At 41.3% G+C, this 19,502-nt stretch carries 24 protein-coding genes; 22 read left to right on the top strand and 2 right to left on the bottom strand.

Annotated elements, in window-relative coordinates; genetic code table 11:
* Positions 1 to 50 precede the first annotated feature (50 nt).
* From aroB to IE339_RS17820, 21 genes are all read left to right on the top strand, one after another.
* Positions 51 to 1,118, top strand: coding sequence for a 3-dehydroquinate synthase (aroB, locus tag IE339_RS17925; RefSeq protein WP_242169743.1), 1,068 nt, complete (start codon positions 51 to 53; stop codon positions 1,116 to 1,118).
* A 322-nt stretch (positions 1,119 to 1,440) separates the two neighbouring features.
* Complete coding sequence (trpE, locus tag IE339_RS17920) at positions 1,441 to 2,961, top strand: anthranilate synthase component I (protein WP_242169741.1); 1,521 nt, start codon at positions 1,441 to 1,443, stop codon at positions 2,959 to 2,961.
* Positions 2,954 to 3,979: an anthranilate phosphoribosyltransferase gene (gene trpD / locus IE339_RS17915; protein WP_242169739.1), complete on the top strand. Its 1,026-nt coding sequence runs from the start codon at positions 2,954 to 2,956 to the stop codon at positions 3,977 to 3,979. Before trpE ends, trpD begins: the two co-directional genes overlap by 8 nt.
* Positions 3,972 to 4,739, top strand: a complete 768-nt coding sequence (gene trpC / locus IE339_RS17910) for an indole-3-glycerol phosphate synthase TrpC (RefSeq protein WP_242169737.1) — start codon at positions 3,972 to 3,974, stop codon at positions 4,737 to 4,739. Before trpD ends, trpC begins: the two co-directional genes overlap by 8 nt.
* Positions 4,726 to 5,349 (top strand): phosphoribosylanthranilate isomerase, encoded by a 624-nt coding sequence (locus IE339_RS17905; RefSeq protein WP_242169735.1) that lies wholly within the window; start codon positions 4,726 to 4,728, stop codon positions 5,347 to 5,349. Before trpC ends, IE339_RS17905 begins: the two co-directional genes overlap by 14 nt.
* Complete coding sequence (trpB, locus tag IE339_RS17900) at positions 5,346 to 6,578, top strand: tryptophan synthase subunit beta (RefSeq protein WP_242169733.1); 1,233 nt, start codon at positions 5,346 to 5,348, stop codon at positions 6,576 to 6,578. Before IE339_RS17905 ends, trpB begins: the two co-directional genes overlap by 4 nt.
* Complete coding sequence (gene trpA, locus IE339_RS17895) at positions 6,544 to 7,356, top strand: tryptophan synthase subunit alpha (RefSeq protein WP_242169730.1); 813 nt, start codon at positions 6,544 to 6,546, stop codon at positions 7,354 to 7,356. Before trpB ends, trpA begins: the two co-directional genes overlap by 35 nt.
* 5 nt (positions 7,357 to 7,361) lie before the next feature.
* Positions 7,362 to 8,444, top strand: coding sequence for a histidinol-phosphate transaminase (gene hisC, locus IE339_RS17890; protein WP_242169728.1), 1,083 nt, complete (start codon positions 7,362 to 7,364; stop codon positions 8,442 to 8,444).
* 103 nt (positions 8,445 to 8,547) lie between these two features.
* The gene (locus IE339_RS17885; RefSeq protein ID WP_242169727.1) at positions 8,548 to 9,648 is read left to right on the top strand and encodes a prephenate dehydrogenase; all 1,101 of its coding nucleotides are present in this window, start codon (positions 8,548 to 8,550) and stop codon (positions 9,646 to 9,648) included.
* Positions 9,649 to 9,836: 188 nt separating this feature from the next.
* Complete coding sequence (locus IE339_RS17880) at positions 9,837 to 11,102, top strand: tetratricopeptide repeat protein (protein WP_242169725.1); 1,266 nt, start codon at positions 9,837 to 9,839, stop codon at positions 11,100 to 11,102.
* An 86-nt stretch (positions 11,103 to 11,188) separates the two neighbouring features.
* Positions 11,189 to 11,734, top strand: coding sequence for a ReoY family proteolytic degradation factor (locus tag IE339_RS17875; RefSeq protein ID WP_242169723.1), 546 nt, complete (start codon positions 11,189 to 11,191; stop codon positions 11,732 to 11,734).
* A gap of 152 nt (positions 11,735 to 11,886) precedes the next feature.
* Entirely contained in the window at positions 11,887 to 12,336 is a 450-nt protein-coding gene (locus IE339_RS17870; RefSeq protein WP_242169721.1) for a YpiF family protein, read from the top strand.
* 172 nt (positions 12,337 to 12,508) lie between these two features.
* On the top strand, positions 12,509 to 13,018 hold the full coding sequence (locus IE339_RS17865; RefSeq protein WP_053402317.1) for a Rieske (2Fe-2S) protein: 510 nt from the start codon (positions 12,509 to 12,511) through the stop codon (positions 13,016 to 13,018).
* 2 nt (positions 13,019 to 13,020) lie between these two features.
* Positions 13,021 to 13,695 (top strand): menaquinol-cytochrome c reductase cytochrome b subunit, encoded by a 675-nt coding sequence (gene qcrB, locus IE339_RS17860; protein ID WP_053402318.1) that lies wholly within the window; start codon positions 13,021 to 13,023, stop codon positions 13,693 to 13,695.
* Between the two features lie 47 nt (positions 13,696 to 13,742).
* On the top strand, positions 13,743 to 14,513 hold the full coding sequence (locus tag IE339_RS17855) for a menaquinol-cytochrome c reductase cytochrome b/c subunit (RefSeq protein WP_242169719.1): 771 nt from the start codon (positions 13,743 to 13,745) through the stop codon (positions 14,511 to 14,513).
* Positions 14,514 to 14,620: 107 nt separating this feature from the next.
* Positions 14,621 to 15,205, top strand: a complete 585-nt coding sequence (locus IE339_RS17850; RefSeq protein ID WP_431522774.1) for a lipoprotein heptaprenylglyceryl N-acetyltransferase LhaT — start codon at positions 14,621 to 14,623, stop codon at positions 15,203 to 15,205.
* 64 nt (positions 15,206 to 15,269) lie between these two features.
* Complete coding sequence (locus IE339_RS17845; protein ID WP_053402321.1) at positions 15,270 to 15,677, top strand: YlbD family protein; 408 nt, start codon at positions 15,270 to 15,272, stop codon at positions 15,675 to 15,677.
* A gap of 8 nt (positions 15,678 to 15,685) precedes the next feature.
* The gene (locus IE339_RS17840; RefSeq protein ID WP_242169717.1) at positions 15,686 to 15,928 is read left to right on the top strand and encodes a YlbE-like family protein; all 243 of its coding nucleotides are present in this window, start codon (positions 15,686 to 15,688) and stop codon (positions 15,926 to 15,928) included.
* A 147-nt stretch (positions 15,929 to 16,075) separates the two neighbouring features.
* Complete coding sequence (locus IE339_RS17835) at positions 16,076 to 16,492, top strand: hypothetical protein (RefSeq protein ID WP_242169715.1); 417 nt, start codon at positions 16,076 to 16,078, stop codon at positions 16,490 to 16,492.
* 446 nt (positions 16,493 to 16,938) lie between these two features.
* Positions 16,939 to 17,709: a DUF2711 family protein gene (locus IE339_RS17825; RefSeq protein WP_423809812.1), complete on the top strand. Its 771-nt coding sequence runs from the start codon at positions 16,939 to 16,941 to the stop codon at positions 17,707 to 17,709.
* A gap of 159 nt (positions 17,710 to 17,868) precedes the next feature.
* A complete protein-coding gene (locus tag IE339_RS17820) occupies positions 17,869 to 18,318 on the top strand; it encodes a YlbF/YmcA family competence regulator (RefSeq protein ID WP_053403400.1) in 450 nt (149 codons plus the stop codon).
* Here the strand turns inward: IE339_RS17820 and IE339_RS17815 are convergent.
* On the bottom strand, positions 18,315 to 18,638 hold the full coding sequence (locus IE339_RS17815; protein WP_242169711.1) for a hypothetical protein: 324 nt from the start codon (positions 18,636 to 18,638) through the stop codon (positions 18,315 to 18,317). The genes IE339_RS17820 and IE339_RS17815 overlap by 4 nt on opposite strands.
* Positions 18,639 to 18,735: 97 nt before the next feature.
* On the opposite strand from IE339_RS17815, the gene IE339_RS17810 reads away from it, so the two are divergent.
* The gene (locus IE339_RS17810) at positions 18,736 to 19,011 is read left to right on the top strand and encodes a YlbG family protein (protein ID WP_053403398.1); all 276 of its coding nucleotides are present in this window, start codon (positions 18,736 to 18,738) and stop codon (positions 19,009 to 19,011) included.
* 47 nt (positions 19,012 to 19,058) lie between these two features.
* On the opposite strand, the gene IE339_RS17805 is transcribed toward IE339_RS17810, so the two are convergent.
* The gene (locus IE339_RS17805; RefSeq protein ID WP_242169709.1) at positions 19,059 to 19,442 is read right to left on the bottom strand and encodes a DUF7147 family protein; all 384 of its coding nucleotides are present in this window, start codon (positions 19,440 to 19,442) and stop codon (positions 19,059 to 19,061) included.
* Between the last annotated feature and the right edge of the window lie 60 nt (positions 19,443 to 19,502).

The raw sequence follows: 19,502 nt of genomic DNA, 5'->3' as shown, positions 1-19,502 counted from the left end.
AAGGGGACGACTCCGCTGAAAATATACATATGATACGTGAGGGAGTTTTCATGGAAACGATTCAAATTCAAACTGCATCTAAAACATATCCATTATTTTTAGGTCATCAAATTTTAGATAAACTGCCAGAAGTCATTCAAAGTGTCAAACCAGACGCGTCCAAAGTATTTATCATTACCGATGAAGAAGTGGATCGCCTCTATGGTGACGCGCTTGCTTCAGTGCTAAGAGATGTATCACCTGTTAAATATGTCATTCCGAGCGGGGAGCACGCAAAGTCATTTGATTATTTTTATCAGTGTCAGACGTTTGCGCTTGAGCATCAACTTGACCGTCGTTCCTTAATTTTGGCGTTTGGTGGAGGCGTAGTCGGAGATTTAGCAGGCTTTGTTGCTGCCACATACATGCGCGGCATTTCATTCATTCAAATTCCAACGACGCTTCTTGCCCATGACAGTGCGGTTGGAGGCAAAGTGGCCATTAATCACGCGCTTGGGAAAAATATGATTGGAGCCTTCCATCAGCCGGAAGCCGTTTTTTATGATGTTCAGTTTTTCGAAAGCCTTCCAGAACGAGAGTGGCGCTCTGGCTTTGGAGAAGTGGTGAAACATGCGCTCATTAGCGATGAATCTTTTTACAGATGGCTTCAAGACAACATCACGTCGCTTCAGCACGTTCAAAATCAGCATTTAATGCAAATGATTGAAAAAGGAATTCACGTAAAAGCGGGGATTGTCCGAGCAGATGAACGGGAATCAGGCGTTCGAGCTTTTTTAAATCTAGGACATACGTTAGGTCATGCAATTGAATCAGAAAGCGGATACGGAGCAGTGAGTCACGGTGAGGCAGTAATCATTGGGATGATCTTCGCGCTTGAAGTGAGCATTGAGTTAGCAGGCCTTCGTTTTGACGTAGAAGAATTAAAGAATTGGTTAACGTCGTTAGGTTATAGCGTTGACGTACCGAAGAATTTAGATCACAAGCGATTGCTCCAGAAAATGCAGGGAGATAAAAAGTCGACCGAAAGCAACGTCAACATGGTACTGTTACGAGCGATTGGAGAGCCCGTTATGAGAAGAGTAGACGATGAAACCATTCTATCTCTTTTAGCGAAATAACGGTTTTGGAATCTTTCTCATTGACAAACGATACGTGTCGTACTAAGATAATGAATAATTAAGAAAGTTAGTTTAGTGAGTAGCATAGCAGAGTAGACAGTGAGAGATGTAATAACTCGATCAGCATAGAGAGCTGATGAGTGAGACGAAGTAAAGTATAGACGAGATGAGAATGAGATAGTTGAGCTGAGGTTAGTTGAGTAGAGTATATATAAATAACAATCTACCCAAAGGCCTGTTTAGTGCTATTTGGGTTTTTTATTTTTCCTTCAACCTATCCTCTTTTCTCATTCTCCATTTCCAAATGGAGGACTGAGCAAACATGAAATACCCACAGAATCAGCAGACGTTTCTAGAAGAAGCGTCACAGTATTTAACGATTCCCATTATAAAAAAAATGTACGTCGATTCCATCACGCCGGTGGATTTGTTTCAAAACTTACAAAAAGAAGCAATTTACTTACTAGAAAGCAATGAATCTTCATCAGAGTGGTCCAATTACTCGTTCATCGGGTTACAGCCGTTTCTAACGATCCACGAACAAGAAGGAACGTATGAGCTTCAGGATCAAAAAGGAGATTGCTTTTATAAAGGAGATACGTTTAAAGATACATTTCAAACCGCACAGAATCTGTTGAAGGTAAAGGTACCTGACATTGATCTCCCGTTTAAAGGTGGAGCGGTTGGCTTTTTAGGATATGATGCGGTGTCACTGTTAGAAAAAGTTCCGTCCCATTCCTACAACGATTTAGGGATGAGCCGCTGTCATTTTGCTTTTTGTGAAACGATTTTGGCCTATCACCACGAAAAAAAAGAAGTGATCATCGTCCACTATATACGTCTAGATGGCAGTGAGACGGAGGAAGAAAAAGCGCGTTTGTATGAGAATGCACAGCAAAAAATCAAAGCGTATTTTCACGGAGCACTACGAAAAAACGATGAGCAGCCGCTTATGTTTGAACAAGACTTAACGCCTGTCTCATTTGAAGACGTAGAGTCCACGTATGAAAAGGAAAAATTTCTACAGGACGTTGAGAACATTAAAGAATACATTCGAAGTGGTGACGTGTTTCAGGCCGTACTGTCACAGCGTTTTAAAATCCCTGTTTCTATTAGCGGGTTTGACATTTACCGAGTGCTTCGACTTGTAAACCCGTCTCCTTATTTATTTTATTTGAACATGAATGGCATTGAGCTTATTGGAAGTTCGCCTGAGCGGCTGATTCAAATACATGATGGTCATTTAGAAATTCACCCAATTGCCGGAACGAGGAGAAGGGGCCGAACGTATGAGGAAGATCAGCAGTTGGGAGAAGAGCTGCTGGCTGATGAAAAAGAGCGCGCAGAGCACTACATGCTTGTTGATTTAGCAAGAAATGATATTGGTCGTGTTGCTGAGTACGGTTCAGTGAATACACCGGTGCTAATGGAATTAGTGAACTTCTCACACGTGATGCATTTAATCTCAAAAGTTACGGGGCGATTGGCAGCGGATATTCATCCGATTGATGCTCTTCTTGCCGCTTTTCCAGCTGGTACCGTATCAGGTGCACCTAAAGTGCGTGCGATGCAAATTTTAGCAGAGCTTGAGCCAACAGCACGAAACGTATATGCCGGAACCGTTGCCTATTTGGATTTTGATGGAAACATTGATTCCTGTATTGCCATTCGCACGATCCTACTAAAGGATTCTGCTGCCTATGTGCAAGCGGGAGCAGGCATTGTGGCTGATTCAGTTCCAGAGCTTGAATATAAAGAAACGAAAAACAAAGCGAGTGCGCTAATTAAAACAATTCAGCTAGCAGAAAAAATTTATCAAAAAGAGGGGAATTTATATGTTTAAAGAATTTCTCTTAAAATGTTTAACAGGTCAATCATTAACTGAACAAGAAGCTAAAACCGTGATGAATGAGATTATGTCAGGAACGGTGTCATCAGCTCAAATCGGAAGCTTGCTGACAATCTTAACGTATAGAGGCGAAACGATTGAAGAGATTACGGGGTTTGTGAGAGGAATGCGTGAAAATATGATTCCACTCCAGACGGGTCTTGAAAACGTCGTTGACACGTGCGGAACGGGTGGAGACGGCGCATCAACGTTTAACATTTCAACGGCAAGTGCGATCGTAGCGTCGGCAGCAGGTGTGAAAGTCGCTAAGCACGGAAATCGCGCTGTATCTTCTAAAAGCGGAAGTGCAGATGTACTTGAATACTTGGGAATTGATATTACTTCTACGAAACAGGAGGTAATAGAGACTCTTAAGCAGGACGGAATGGCCTTCTTATTTGCTCCTATGTATCACCCAGCAATGAAGCATGCGGCGATACCGCGAAAAGAATTAGGGTTTCGTACGGTGTTCAATGCGCTTGGACCGCTTGCAAATCCGTCGAACTGTGACAAGCAAGTAATTGGCGTTTATTCAGCAGAGCTTGCTGAGAAGCTTGCGAGAACACTACAAAAGCTAAGCTCAAGACATGTATTATTTGTAGCAGGAAAAGATGGCCTAGATGAGATCAGCGTTGAGACCGAAACAGACATTGTAGAGCTTCGTGACGGGGACATTCGTTCTTATACAATCAAACCAGAAGATTTTGGTTTAGAGCGAGGGAGAGTATCAGACTTAGTCGTTGAAACAGCGAAAGAAAGTGCCCACACAATTGAGCAAATCTTCCGTGATCAAGCTCATGAAAGTGCCAAAAATGCGGTGATTTTAAACGCAGCGGCAGCGATTTATGTCGCAGGTAAAGCAGGCTCGATAGCAGAAGGAACGCATATCGCGAGAACGGTTATTGAAAATGGAACAGCGTACAGACAATTGCAGAAGCTACGCGCTAGAAAGGTGATGACTCAACATGCTTGATAAGATTTTACAAACGAAAAAAGAAGAGGTAGAAGCACTGATTCTTCCAGAAAAACAAGAAGTGAAAAAGGTTTCCTTCTATGATGCGTTAAAAAATCCTAACCACACGCTAGCACTTATTGCCGAGGTAAAGCGGGCATCGCCATCAAAAGGATTGATTAAAGAAGATTTTAATCATGTGCAAATTGCTCGTGATTACGAAGCAGGATTGGCGGATGCGTTATCTGTTCTGACAGATCAGCAGTACTTTATGGGGAATCAATCCTTTTTAACGGATATAAAAAAAACGGTGAATCTCCCTGTACTGCGCAAAGATTTTATTATTGATCCGCTTCAAGTAGAAGAGAGTGTACGAATCGGGGCAGACGCCATTTTACTCATTGGTGAGGCGCTAGAGCCGGCTAAGCTACATGAGTTATATGTACAGGCAAAAGAGAGTGGATTAGATTGTCTTGTTGAAGTGCATGCACTTGATACGTTAACAGGTATACTCGATGTATTTACACCACAAATTGTTGGGATTAACAACCGCGACTTGCATACGTTCGTGACGAGCGTTGAGCAAACGAGAAAAATTGCGTCATACGTACCGAAGGAAAGTTTGATCGTTAGTGAGAGTGGGATTGTCAATACTGCCGATATTTTATCGGTAAAAGAAGCGGGAGCTGAAGCTGTTTTAGTAGGGGAAACGCTTATGAGGGAATCGAATCAAACAGAAGCTATTGCTCATTTATTCGGTGTAAAGCATGCGAACCGTTAAATATTGCGGCATTCGAACGCTTGAAGATTATGAAATGGTTTCAGAGAGTTTAGGAAGCTATGTCGGATTTATCTTTTATGAAAAAAGCAAGCGATTCGTCACGCCAGAAGCCGTAAAAGGATGGGGACCGAAAGCTAAAAGGCACGTTGGCGTATTTGTGAACGCGTCTGATGAATGGATCGATCATTGTATCACTCATGCTTCTCTTGACGTTGTTCAGCTTCACGGAACGGAATCTCTTTCTGATATTCAGCGAATAAAGAACCGTTACGAAGTGGAGGTATGGAAGGCGATTCCTCACGGTGAGGATACGATTTCGCTCATTCATACGTATGCGCCGCATGTGGGTGCTCTTTTACTAGATAGTAAGGTGGACAATGCGTTTGGAGGTACGGGAAAAACATTTGATTGGAGCTTTCTTCCAAAATATATGGAAGTAATGGAGACGTATGAGACGCCCCTTTTCGTAGCAGGTGGGATCACGGTAGACAACATTCATAGTTTACTAACGTACGATCCTTTTGGAATTGATTTATCTAGTGGAATTGAGGAAGACGGAAAGAAAAGCAAACAAAAATTACAGGAGATAGAAAGGGAGATTCAAAAATGACGTATAATCATCCAGATCAGTTCGGTCGCTTTGGTGACTTTGGTGGAAAATATGTACCAGAAACACTTATGAGACCATTAGAAGAAGTAGAAACAGCTCTTGATGCAGCAATGGAAGATGAATCCTTTTTACAAGAATATTTGCACTTGCTAAATGAATACTCTGGTCGACCAACAGCTCTTACGTTTGCAGGAAACGCAACCGAAAAGCTAGGTGGAGCAAAAATCTATTTAAAACGTGAAGATTTAAATCATACAGGTGCCCATAAAATTAACAATGCGATTGGTCAGGCACTGCTCGCCAAACGAATGGGAAAAACAAAATTAATTGCCGAAACCGGAGCAGGACAGCACGGCGTAGCAACAGCAACCGTAGCAGCAAAGTTTGGAATGGAATGCAAGGTGTTTATGGGAGAAGAGGACATTGAGCGACAAGCGCTAAATGTTTTCCGAATGAAAATGCTAGGGGCTGAGGTTGTACCTGTTTATTCAGGAACACGTACGTTAAAAGACGCTACAAATGAAGCGATTCGCTACTGGGTTGCCAACTGCGAGGATCACTTCTATTTAATCGGTTCTGCGATTGGACCACATCCGTATCCGAAAATGGTTCGTAACTTCCAAAAAATTATTGGAGAGGAAGCAAAGCGACAATTTCAAGCCGTTGAAAACAAGCTTCCTGATAAAGTTATTGCGTGTGTTGGGGGAGGCAGTAATGCCATTGGAATGTTCTATGACTTTATTAAAGAAGACGGCGTTGAGCTCATTGGTGTCGAAGCAGGTGGAAAAGGATTAGACTCCAATCTTCACGCGGCGAAAATGGCCAAAGGAACAAAAGGAGTCATTCACGGGACGCTGACGTATTTAATGCAGGACGAGAACGGCCAAATTACCGAGCCATACTCTATCTCCGCAGGTCTTGATTACCCGGGAATTGGACCGGAGCATTCCTATCTTTCAACAATTGGACGAGTACGTTATGAGAATGTAACGGATGATGAAGCGATTTCAGCTCTACAATTTTTAACGCGTCAAGAAGGTATTATTCCAGCGATTGAATCTGCTCATGCGCTAGCAAAGGCATTTGAACTGGCGAAAGACATGTCTGCGGAAGAATCCATTTTGGTTTGCTTATCCGGACGAGGAGACAAAGATGTTCATTCATTAATCAACTTATTAGAGGAGGAAAACCACGATGACGTTTCAAAAACGCCTGCCGAAGCACGATAATTTGTTCATCCCATTTATTACAGCAGGAGATCCGCACGAAGATGTGACGATTGAGCTTGCATTTGCTCTTCAAGAGGAAGGGGCATCCGTGTTAGAATTAGGTGTACCATATTCTGATCCTTTGGCAGATGGACCCATCATTCAAGAGGCATCCAAACGAGCGTTAGAGAACGGAATGTCCATTCGAAAAGCAATGAATCTAGTGCCAAGGATGAGGGAAAGAGGCGTTCATATTCCAATTATCCTCTTTACCTATTTTAATCCTGTGTTACAATTAGATTTAGAACACTTTTTCACTTTAGTGCAACAAAATGAAATTGATGGTGTCCTTATTCCTGATTTGCCTTATGAGGAAAGCGCAGAAGTTCGTCGATTAGCAAAAGCGCACGATGTCGTTCACATTTCACTGGTTGCTCCGACTTCAAAAGACCGAATCCGCATGATCGCGAGTGAAGCGGATGGATTTTTATATTGCGTATCATCTCTTGGTGTAACCGGCGTTCGAACAACGCTTCCATCTGATTTGGATGAGTTTCTGCAAGAGGTGAAAAAATATGCAACCATTCCAGTCGCCGTTGGATTTGGTATTTCGACAGCAGAGCAAGTAAAGGTGTTAAAGGACCATAGTGACGGAATTATCATTGGCAGTGCCATTGTGAACAAAGTTGCGGAATTGAAGGACGCGCTTTTAGCAAGCGATACGAATGAGCAAGCGCTAAAAGAATTCAGAGAGTATGTGGCTTCTATCGTTTCACCGATTCAAATTTGTGAGGTGTAATGATTGTGAAGGTAAAAGAACAGTTAAAAGGCTTAAGTCCATATAAGCCTGGAAAACCGATTGAAGAAGTACAAAAAGAATTTAATTTATCCAAAGTAGTGAAGCTAGCATCGAATGAAAATCCTTACGGTTATTCACCGGCTGCGAAGCAAGCGATCCAAGATGAGCTTGAGCATTTAACACTGTATCCAGACGGCTACTCTGGTGTCGTTCGTGAAAAAGTGGCAAAGCATGTAGGCGTTGATAAAGATCAGCTGATTTTTGGAAATGGATCTGATGAAATTATTCAAATTATTTGTCGTGCCATGTTGAGTGCCGATACGAACACGGTAATGGCAGCTCCTACGTTCCCTCAATATAAGCATAATGCTGTCATTGAAGGCGCGGAAATTCGTGAGGTGCCGCTTGTAGACGGTCAGCATGATTTAGATGCGATGTTAGAAGCAATTGATGAGCAAACGAGAGTTGTATGGGTATGTACACCAAACAATCCAACAGGAACGTATATTCCTGAGGCTAAGTTGCTTCCATTTTTAGAAAACGTACCGAGTCACGTATTGGTCGTTTTAGATGAAGCATATTATGAGTATGTAACAGCTGATGATTTTCCAGAATCAGTACCGTTATTAAATAAATATGATAACTTGATTATTCTTCGCACGTTCTCAAAAGCATACGGTCTTGCTGCGCTTCGTATTGGATATGGAATTGGTCATACCGAATTGCTTCAGCAAATCGAGCCAGCCCGTGAGCCGTTCAATACGAGCAGACTTGCACAAGTAGCGGCAATTGCTGCGCTTGATGATCAGGCATTTATCGAGAAGTGCCGCAATCTTAATCAAGAAGGATTACAGCAATACTATGATTTCTGCGAAGAGTACAACCTTGAGTACTATCGTTCAGAAACGAACTTTATTTTAATTGACTTCAAACGTCAAGGCGATGAAGTATTTCAGTTCTTATTAGAGCGCGGTTTTATCGTTCGTTCAGGAAACGCACTAGGGTTCCCAACTTCCGTTCGAATTACCGTTGGATCTAAAGAAGAAAATGCTGAAATCATCGAATTGCTAAAAGAATTTGTAGCGTAATAAATGGTTTTTACATAGGAATGAGATAGACCTGTCACGATGAGCAGATCTGTCTCATTCCTCTGTTTTATGTTGAAAAAATGAAGAAAATAGAGGTGCACGTATGAACAGCAATGTGTTCATGATAGGATTAGGGCTGATCGGTGGTTCTCTTGCCCTTAGCATTAAGGAGACGCATCCGAATGTGACCATCGTTGGATACGATATTAATACGGAACAGCTAGAGCTTGCTAAGTCATTAAAAGTCGTGGATCACACGGTGACGATGCTTGAGGAAGGTGCTGCGAATGCGGATTACATTATTGTGGCAATCCCCGTTACGCAGGCAGAAAAAGTACTCAAAGAGCTTTCACAGCTCTCGCTAAAAGAAGGCGTCATTGTGACAGACGTAGGAAGCACGAAGAAACAAATCGTGCAAACTGCACAAGCCGTATTCTCAGACAACGTGCATTTTATCGGTGGTCATCCGATGGCAGGTTCACATAAAAGCGGCGTGACGGCTGCTAAAGCTCATTTGTTTGAAAATGCGTTTTACATTTTAACACCTTCGAATGAAGCGTCAGAAAAAGAAATGAACGAACTTCAAGGCCTACTGAGCGGAACAAAAGCGCAGTTTATTGTTATTACGCCTGATGAGCATGATAAATTAACGGGCGTTATTAGCCATTTTCCTCATATTATTGCTGCAAGCCTTGTTCACCAAGCAGAGCAGTATGAACAGGAAAACGAATTAGTTGGAAAGCTAGCGGCCGGTGGGTTTCGTGATATTACGAGAATCGCATCAAGCAGTCCCGCAATGTGGCGCGATATTTTACTACATAACAAAGAGATGCTCTTAGAAATTTTTGATCGCTGGATTTTTGAAATGCATAAAGTGCGTGATCTTGTTGAAGAAAAGAAAGCAGAGAGCATTTTTGCTTACTTTGAACAAGCAAAGCAATTTCGTGACCAGCTTCCTGTCCGTCAAAAAGGAGCCATTCCATCCTTTTATGACTTGTATGTGGACGTACCGGATTATCCGGGTATTATCTCTGAAGTGACAGGCCACTTAGCTGAAGAAGAGATTAGCATAACCAACATTCGTATTTTAGAGACGCGTGAAGATATTTACGGGGTATTACGTCTCAGCTTTCAAACGGATGATGACCGCAAAAAGGCGCGCGTCTGCCTTCAGAAACACAGCTATGCGACATTCATTCAATAATAGACGAAAAGAGCATTTCTACATCGCATGTAGGTGCTCTTTTTAATTGGCCATCTCTCAGCAGATACTTTGCTTCTAAGATATAGTTATGTCATAATGAAATACCCTAGTTGAACTAACGATATAGATTTTATAAGATAGAGGAAAGAAACGGGCATATGAAGGTATGCTAATGAAGGGGAATGATGATGAGAGAACTAGAAAAAGCCATTCAATATGTAGAAAATGATCGTGTTGAAGAAGGGCTAGCTCTTATAAAAGAATTACAAAAAACAGCGAGTGCAGAAGACAAATTACTTCTAGCCGAACAATTTTATACGTGGGGCCTTCTTGAAGATGCGATTGCGTTAGTGGACGAGCTTTTGGAGTATTATCCAGGAGAAGGCGAGCTGCTTTTATTCAAAGCTGAGGTATATGTCGATCTAGAAGAAGAAGAAAAAGCCATTGCTATTTTAGATACAATCGAATCAGACGATCCGATTTACGTTCGTGGTCTTCTGTTAACAGCTGATTTGTATCAAATGCAAGGACTAAGTGAAGTAGCAGAAGCAAAGCTGTTAGAAGCAAAGCGACTATTGCCGAAGGAAGAAGTCATTGATTTTGGACTTGGAGAATTTTACTTAAGTCAAGCAGAATACCGCAAGGCGGTTACTTACTACGAGCGCTTAATTGAGCAAAAGTCAACGCTTGATTTCAATGGAATTGATTTAAATCAACGTTTAGCGGAAAGCCTATGTGGAATAGGTGAGTATGAACAAGCCATTCCATATTTTGAAAAAGCGCTCGATAACAAGCTAGAAATTAATACGCTGTTCGAATATGCGCTTGCTGCGTATCATGCCGAGCATTATCAGACCGCGATTGAGAAATTTATCGAATTACAAGCATTAGACCCTCAGTATCACTCCTTGTATCTCTTCTTGGCAAGAGCCTATGAGCACGAAGCGATGCTACCAGAAGCGCTTGAGGCCGTTAATGATGGTATTAAGCAAGATGAGTTTAACAAAGAGCTATTTTTCTACAAAGGAAAGCTTGCGTTGAAGATGGGCGATGAAGAAACGGCAGAACATGCGCTACGTGAAGGTATTGCGATCGATCCAGGTTATATTGAGGCCATTTTAACAGTTTCTACTCTTTACATGAGCCAAGAGCGGTATGAAGATGTGATTGAAAACATCCAAACAGCCGTTTCTTATAATGAACATGATCCTCATTTTGATTGGGACTTAGCAAGAGCATCGAAAGAGCTGGAATTGTACGAAGATGCAATAAAACACTATGAAGCGGCATATAATGTCTTTAAAGAAGACTACGCCTTTCTAGAAGAGTACGGTTATTTTCTGCTTGAAGAGGGACAACGTGAACAGGCAAAGGCAATTTTCACGGCAATGCTTGCGCAAAATCCAACATCAGTCGAGATTCAAGATCTGTTAGCACAATTGCAAGAATCGTAATCAGCGAAAAGGATTTTGGAGAGGTTTTGTTGAATAGGTAATAGTATAACCCTAAGTTTTTTTACAGATAGAAGGGAAGTGAAATAATGGCCACTCCTGTTTCTGTTAACGAGAAAAAAGAATTTGTGCGCTGGTTCTTAACCAATTATCAACTGAAGCGTCGAGAATGTGTGTGGATTTTAAATTATTTAATGAGTCATGATCACTTAATGAAAAATGTTCATTTTGTTGAACATGCGCAGTTTACGCCAAGGGGTTTGATCATGTCTACGCATTGTGTAGAAGATCCGCCATTTCGTTTTTACAAAGAAAGCGTAATGACGACAGATGCAGAAAAATCATTTCATGATATTCGATTAAATCGAAATGAAGATATTTATATTCAATTGAATTTTCGATCTTCTTTTCTGTCACCGCAGTATGTAGCAGTATTAGAAGAAAATCCATACGTGCCGAAAAGCATGGAAACAAATGAAAAAGATCAAATGCTCGCTGAAAAAGTGCTTCAAGAATCGATTGAATCCTTTCAGCGTGCCAAGCTGTTAGAGCTAATTGATCAAGCACTTGACAACCATGATGAAGAAGAGTTTAAGCGACTAACAGGGTATATGAATCAACACTATCATGCGTGAATAAAGATAGATGGATGCTTTTTGCATCAATATGGCATAACCTGTTCTAAATCTCTTTTAACTGTAATGGTTTCGTATGATGTGAAGGGATTCTACAGGATGAGATCATCTAGTAGGGTCCTTTTTCATTATCTTTAAAGGAGGTGAAACACGTGCGATGGATAACAACTGATATGGATCAGTATTTGCAGGCGAAAGAATACATTGACTGTGCGATTGTCCCTATTGTTCCAATTGAATTTGCCAGCTCATCGAAAACAGTTGCATCAGGGGAGTATGTGCAAGCTCTAGCCTATGAGATGGAAAGACAATACAAAGGTCGAGTGCTATTATTGCCCGCGTATACATATCTAAAAAGCGCTGACCTAGTCACAAAGAAAGCTGAATTGCTAGACTGGAAGCACTATTTGATCGAACAAGGCCTCACGCATGTCTTTATGCTAACCACAGAAGCAGAGTGGCGGCAATTTGATGGAGAGTTGGAAGGCTCGCTTTTATGGGTACCATCGCTTCCATTTCATGCGATGAAAGATGAAGATAAAAGAGATATCTTGCAGCAGCAAGCTGAATCAGTATCTTCTATTTTTACAGCCAGTTGGTAAACGATTTCTTAATTAAAAACGAAATATTCGAACTTTATTTAGTATTAATAATTTTTAGGAAAAGACCATATTGACCTTGATTAAATCTTGATATATCATGAGAATGTCCTAGTTTTATATATTTATAGAAATTTTTTCAAGGACGGAGCTTTTGACAAAGGGGGGGAGACGCATGAGCGAAAAGGAACACCAAGTGTCAAGACGCCAATTTTTGAACTACACGCTAACAGGGGTAGGCGGGTTTATGGCGGCGGGCATGCTTATGCCAATGGTTCGTTTTGCGTTGGATCCTGTACTGAGACCTGTTGCCAAACAAGATATGGTAGCAGTGGCGCAAGTGAAGGATATAACCAATGAGCCTCAGCGTTTTAATTTTAAAGTGCACCAAGTTGATGCTTGGCACGAGTCAGAAGAACCTAAATCTGCATGGGTATACAAAACCAAAAAGGGAGAGATTGTGGCACTGTCTCCTGTATGTAAGCATTTAGGATGCACCGTTAACTGGAACGGTGATAAGAAAAACCCTAATCGTTTTTACTGTCCTTGCCACGGCGGGATGTACGAAAAAGACGGCACCAATGTTCCTAAAACACCACCTATTCATCCTCTAGACGTCTTCAAACAAAAAGTAGAAAAGGGAACACTTTATTTAGGTAAAGCCGAACCAAGAGGAGGAGCGTAATCATGCTAAACAAAATCTATGATTGGGTTGATGAACGCTTAGATATTACTCCTTTATGGCGAGACATTGCTGACCACGAAGTACCTGAACATGTCAATCCAGCACACCATTTCTCAGCATTTGTCTATTGTTTTGGCGGGCTAACGTTTTTTGTAACCGTTATCCAAATCCTATCCGGTATGTTTTTGACAATGTATTATGTACCAGATATTAAAAATGCATGGGAATCTGTTTATTATCTTCAAAACGAAGTCGCATTTGGACAAATTGTACGCGGTATGCATCACTGGGGTGCGAGCTTAGTCATCGTTATGATGTTTTTACATACGTTGCGCGTATTTTTCCAAGGTGCGTACAAAAAACCTCGTGAGCTTAACTGGATCGTTGGCGTACTAATCTTCGGCGTTATGTTAGGTCTAGGATTTACGGGTTATTTACTTCCGTGGGATATGAAAGCGCTTTTCGCGACGAAGGTAGGGCTTCAAATTGCGGAATCAACGCCGTTTATTGGAGCACAAGTTAAAACACTTCTAGCAGGGCATCCGGACATTATCGGAGCACAAACGTTAACTCGCTTCTTTGCCATCCACGTGTTCTTCTTACCAGGTGCACTTTTAGGCTTAATGGCTGCTCATTTCTTGATGATTCGAAAACAAGGTATTTCTGGTCCTCTGTAAAGAGCAGCAACAAAAAAGAACATCTGATTTAAGGGAGGGATAACGACATGCATCGTGGTAAAGGAATGAAATTTGTCGGAGATTCACGTGTTCCTGTATCAAGGAAACCGAATATTCCGAAAGATTACTCGGAATTTCCAGGGAAAACAGAAGCTTTTTGGCCAAACTTTCTTTTAAAAGAATGGATGGTAGGGGCTGTATTTTTAGTCGGCTATCTATGCTTAACCATCGCAGAACCATCTCCTCTAGAACGTATTGCAGATCCTACTGATACAGGATATATACCACTACCAGACTGGTACTTTCTGTTTTTATATCAACTTTTAAAATATTCATATGCATCAGGTCCGTACAACGTAATCGGAGCATTTATCGTACCGGGAATCGCGTTCGGAGCGCTTTTATTAGCACCATTTTTAGATAGTGGTCCAGAGCGACGTCCGGCAAGACGACCAATTCCAACTGGTTTTATGCTACTAGCAATTGCGGGTATTATCTTCTTAACGTGGGAATCAGTCGCAACACATGACTGGAAAGCTGCAGAAGCGCAAGGGAAAATCGTCAAAGAAGTGCCGATCGATAAAGAAGCAGAAGGCTATAAATTAATGGAGAAAAATACGTGTTTGACCTGTCACGGTGAAAACCTGCAGGGTGGGGCAGCAGCTCCAGCGCTAACCGAAATTAATCTAAAGCCGGAAGAAGTAGCGAAAATAGCCAAAAACGGTAAGGGGAACATGCCAGCAGGTGTGTTCAAAGGAACCGATGAAGAGCTTAAAACACTTTCTGAGTTTGTAGCAAATATCGGAAAAGACAAGTAGATCTGACAGACTAAAAGATGATTTTAAAGGAGAAGTGGTGGATGTCTCTTTTGAGTCATCTTTTTTTATGTCATAATGTAGAAAACAAAATAAAATGAGGGATTATAGTGAATTATCTACAGCTTATTTTTAAAGACAAACGAATGCTTATCCTGTTGTTAATTGTGAATACGCTTGGAACGTTTTATGGATATATTTGGTACGGCGGACAGTTAGCCATTACTCCAGCGAAATTTATTCCCTTTGTACCTGACAGCCCCACGGCTACGCTCTTTTTTGTTTTTGTCCTAATCGGATTTTTAATGAATAAAAACTTCGGCTTAATGGAAGCGTTGGCGAGCGTGACGCTGTTTAAGTATGGCATTTGGGCAGTGGTAATGAACCTGCTTGTGTATAAAGTAACAGGAGAAATGAATATTATTATGCTCATGCTTATGACATCTCATTTCGCTATGGCAGTACAAGGTATCCTTTATACACCTTTTTATCGAATTAAGCCAATTCATTTATCAATTGCAGCCGTATGGGCCGTACATAACGAAATCATTGATTACGTGTTTTTCATGATGCCGCAGTATCCTGTATTAGATCAATACAGGGCACAAATTGGCTACTTTACCTTCTGGCTCAGCATTGCTTCGGTTACGCTTGTTTATTGGCTCTCCGTGCGAAAGAAAAAAGTTGTAAAATAGGCGCACTAAAACCAAGCTTTCCTTCTACAATATAGTGTAGGCTACTGACATAGAGGTGATAAAATTGAGCAGTGTAAAAAAAGAGTTGCACCCTTCCATTGCAAAGTTTAAAACGTTTGTGAAGGATCATCCAAAGCTTGTAGAAGAAGTACGAAAGCAAAAGCGTTCTTGGCAGGAAATTTATGAAGATTGGTATTTATTTGGGGAAGACGATCAAACGTGGGCGAAGTACCGTTCAACAGATGGAGACGAAGAACCCGCGAAAGAAGATGAAAAGAAAGCCAAAGGAGACTTTTTAGGCTCGATCTTTTCATCGGTGAAGAATATGGACGTTGATCAAATGCAGCAGCATATGACGAGCATGAATTCGGCGATTTCAAACATTCAGCAGGTGCTTCAGCAATTCCAAACAAAGAAACCAATAGGTGGAGGCTCGGTCCCCAATAACCCTTTTGGATTTCGTAAGGATTAAGTCATAGTATGAGAAAAGATGTGTATGATTATATCTCATCAAAGTCGCAGCTGCAGCAGTTTATCCGCGAGCAACCAATTTGGTATCGTACGTTAACACGAGACCCAACGCAGCTTGAAAAGTTTGAACTTGCGTCATTGCAGTATTTTAAACAGACGATTCCCCATAAAATTGAGAAGTTCTCAAATTCGGTCGAAATGGCGAATGTGATGCTTTATATGCTTCAGGCGATGCGAGAGCAAGATTCATAATGAGCAGGCGACGTTGGAAGTGGCTGCTTTGTTTATATGAAGAACCGGTCACATCCTATGGAATAGGGAGAGGCCGGTTTTTCATTTTGTGGGAGTTGGATAAAAGTGGGGTGCTTGCACATACTACCTGAAAAAGGAGTGAGCGATGTGTATAGAATAGCTCTATGTATGGTAAGTGTCCTATTGGTGGCGGGGTGTCAAAATGATAAACCAAAGCCGAATTCGAGCCCAAATCCACCGCAAAGTGAGCATCGTAAAAGCGTTGAGTCATCGGCTTTACTGCAGGATCGTACGCTTACGGTGCATCAGTATGTGAGCGGAGACGATGTGTATGTGGAGTGTATTATCAATCGATTCACGTTTCAGCAATCATCGCAAAATCAGGACGGACAAGGATATGTAGTTGTGTATGTAGACGGAGTAAGGACGCTTGAAGAGTCAAAAGCAGCGTTTGTGATTCCTAATTTGGAAAAGGGTGTTCATCGAATTCGGTTAGAGGTTGAGCGTGAAAAAGGAAGCGTATATGACTTGAAGCAAGAGTTTAGTGTAAATGTGGGCAATTGATATGGAGTTAAAAAGGAGAGCGTTGTCTTACCTAGCGTGGTGAGGGAGGGCTTCTTTTTTTTGCAAGGAGAGGGACTTTATTAGTGCGTCCCTTCGTTACAGATTTCTATGCTTTCCGCAGGGCGAGCGGTGAACTGCCTCGTCGTTTTTCTCCTGCGCGATCTCACCTGACCCGCTAGTCCTGCAGGAGTCTTCGCATCTTCCACTCCGGTCCTACTTTCATCGGATGAGTGAGATGAATAGTGTGTCCCTTCGTTCCAGATCGCTCCGCTTTCCGCAGGGCGAGCGGTGAGCTAATTGCAGAGGAGGCTTTGCGTCTTTCACTAGGGTTCTATTTTCATTGATTTCTTGTCACATCTTGTAATAGGACTTTTACGGGGGGAGGGTTCCTCTTTAAAGACAGTTGTAGAGATGAGAGCACTGAACACAATATGAAAGAGTTTTTGCTGTTATCACTTGTATTTGAAATACCAGATACGTATAATAACCTACACTTGTCTAAACTTAGCGTGCAGCGTCTGAAGGGAGGGGATGATTTGTTAAAGTATATTTGGTTAAAGGATAAGAAACCAATCTTAAAACAGCTTCCCAGAACGTTTAAGTCCGCAGCTCTATTGCTTCATCCTTTCGTTCAAATGCCTTCAGGATGGGAGGAAAGCATAAGGGAGAATTCATATCAACATATCTATCCGAGTGATGAAGAGATTCTTACAATTGGTAAACCTGTTCCTTGGCAGAAGGTCATGTTGGATTGTGGTTTTGCTTCCTCTGAAGAAGTAGCATTAGCTTTAATCACTTCTATTGGTGCTTTCATAGAAAAATATAGACGAGAGGATTTAGCTGATCGCTTAAATTTACATCTTCGCCCAGACTATTTTTATCCAACAGAGGATCATACATCGGTGTTTTTAATGGATCGTTTATTGAAGGTGATGGGCTCAAACGGAGCTAAAGAACTTTATTTCTCAGATCCGATATCGGGGGATAATGGTTTATTGACCATCAATGATACGTCTTCATTAGATCTATGTGACTTATCAGGTCATGAGTTAATCGTGACGGATGAAAATAGGGATTATGCTTTTATGAGTTTGTATGACTCTTTTATAACCTTGCTGATTGCAAAAGATGAGCATATTGGAGATATCGTGCAAACGATGAAGTTTGAGGCGATCATATGTGATCAAAAAACTTCTGTTAATTGGTATCTGCAGTAAGGCGCTTTTAACTTGGAAGCTTCCTTAAATGTTAATAAACGAAAACGGTCCCTTTCTAGAACATTTGAGGAAGATCACCATTTTTTAGAAAAAGGCGTGTTTAATCATTTTCTTCTCGGCTTTATCCGTGATAAGATAGGGGTGGAGGTGTGTAAAACCATGCTTGTAACATCAGAGACTGTTCAGCTTTTAGATGGTGCTGAGCACATTGGAAAGATGATTTTACAATCCGATGTCGTTGAACATTATCGTCAGTGTTTATATACATTTAGGCAAGATCAGGAAGCTCAGGCGCTTGTCGCGGAATTTGTGAAGATGAAAGAGCGTTACGAAGAGGTACAGCGCTTTGGGAGATATCATCCTGATTACAAAACCGTCACAAAACAGACGCGTGAGCTGAAGCGCTCAGTAGACCTTCATGAGACGGTCATTGAATTTAAAAAGGCGGAGAACGCCGTGCAAAAGCTTTTAGATGAAGTGAGCGTCATTTTAGGGTACTCCATTTCTGAGCAAATCAAAGTGCCGACTGGAAATCCGTTCTTTGATACTGGTTCTTCCTGTGGTGGTGGATGTGGTTCAGGTGGAAGCTGCGGATGTAGCGTTCACTAAGTTCGTTCGTAGCGAACGCAGTCTGTGCAGCTATTTCCACAGCAAAACATTTTCTGAAGCGGAACAATGAAGCGATGCTGATACACATAGCGGCTTCCATCGTTTCGGACGAATGAAGTTCTCCACGTAACTTTTTGGTGAGAGGCAGCCCGGATAGATGAGGCTAAAATAGCCTCATCTATTTCTTTTTTTGTGGTGGTAACGCCTGCATCAATGTACAGGAAAGGTATACCAGCGAAGTTTTTTTGCTCATACTGTAAAATATGGGAACTTGTATGAAGGTGCTGGAAAAAGATTTTCCATATTTCATCTAAATTCATATCTCTATCACCCAAATCATGATATGATTATTCATAATTACTCGTACATAATGGCAATGGTTTTATAAATACTGATTACACTTAAAGGGGAAGAAGTATGTTTGTGGAGCGTCAAGGAGTCATTGTATATGTTCAGTCTGTGAAACAGGCTAAATCGTTAAGAAGATATGGACATGTTCAATACGTTTCAAAAGATTTAAAATACGTGGTGTTATATTCTAATATGGAAGATCATGAAAAATTAGTAGAAAAACTAAATTCTCTTCCTTTTGTTAAAAAAGTGATGCCTTCGTATAAACCGTTTTTGAAAACTGAATTTGAAAATTCAAAGCCGGACAAAGCAAAAGAATATGATTATAAAATTGGAATTTAACCAGTAAAAAAGGGTATGTGATAGTCACATACCCTTTTTTTGTGTGATTATTGCATTGGTAAAATATAGCGATTCATTCGCAAAATACCGATGAGGTACTGATAGTAAAGGTCAGTTTCAGCAAAGCTTTTAGATGATCGAACATCAATTGAAATCACCTTTTTTTCAAGGGATGCAGCGAGCTCTTGAAACAGCTCTATGCGTTTGCTTGACTCGGTTAAGGCAACCCCTTCTCTTGAGATATAAAGAGGCTGAAATTTCCCTTCAGACGCAGGAGAGAGCACAACCACAAAGGAGCCTTTTCTCTGTCCGTCGATCGTTGTTTCAAGTAATAATAGATGTGCAAGGCGATGCTTGTTAGAGCGAGCCAATTCAAACAGCTCGTAAATATCAGAATAGCCTTCACCAAGCTCAATAAAACGTTGAATCATGTTTGTCCTCCGGTATAAAAAGATTATTATATGCTAACTGTACCATTGAACAAGGGGACC

The organism is Priestia koreensis (genome assembly GCF_022646885.1).
Lineage (GTDB): Bacteria > Bacillota > Bacilli > Bacillales > Bacillaceae_H > Bacillus_AG > Bacillus_AG koreensis_A.
The sequence above is the reverse complement of the archived record's forward strand: the minus strand, read 5'-3'. Positions and strand labels throughout refer to the sequence as shown.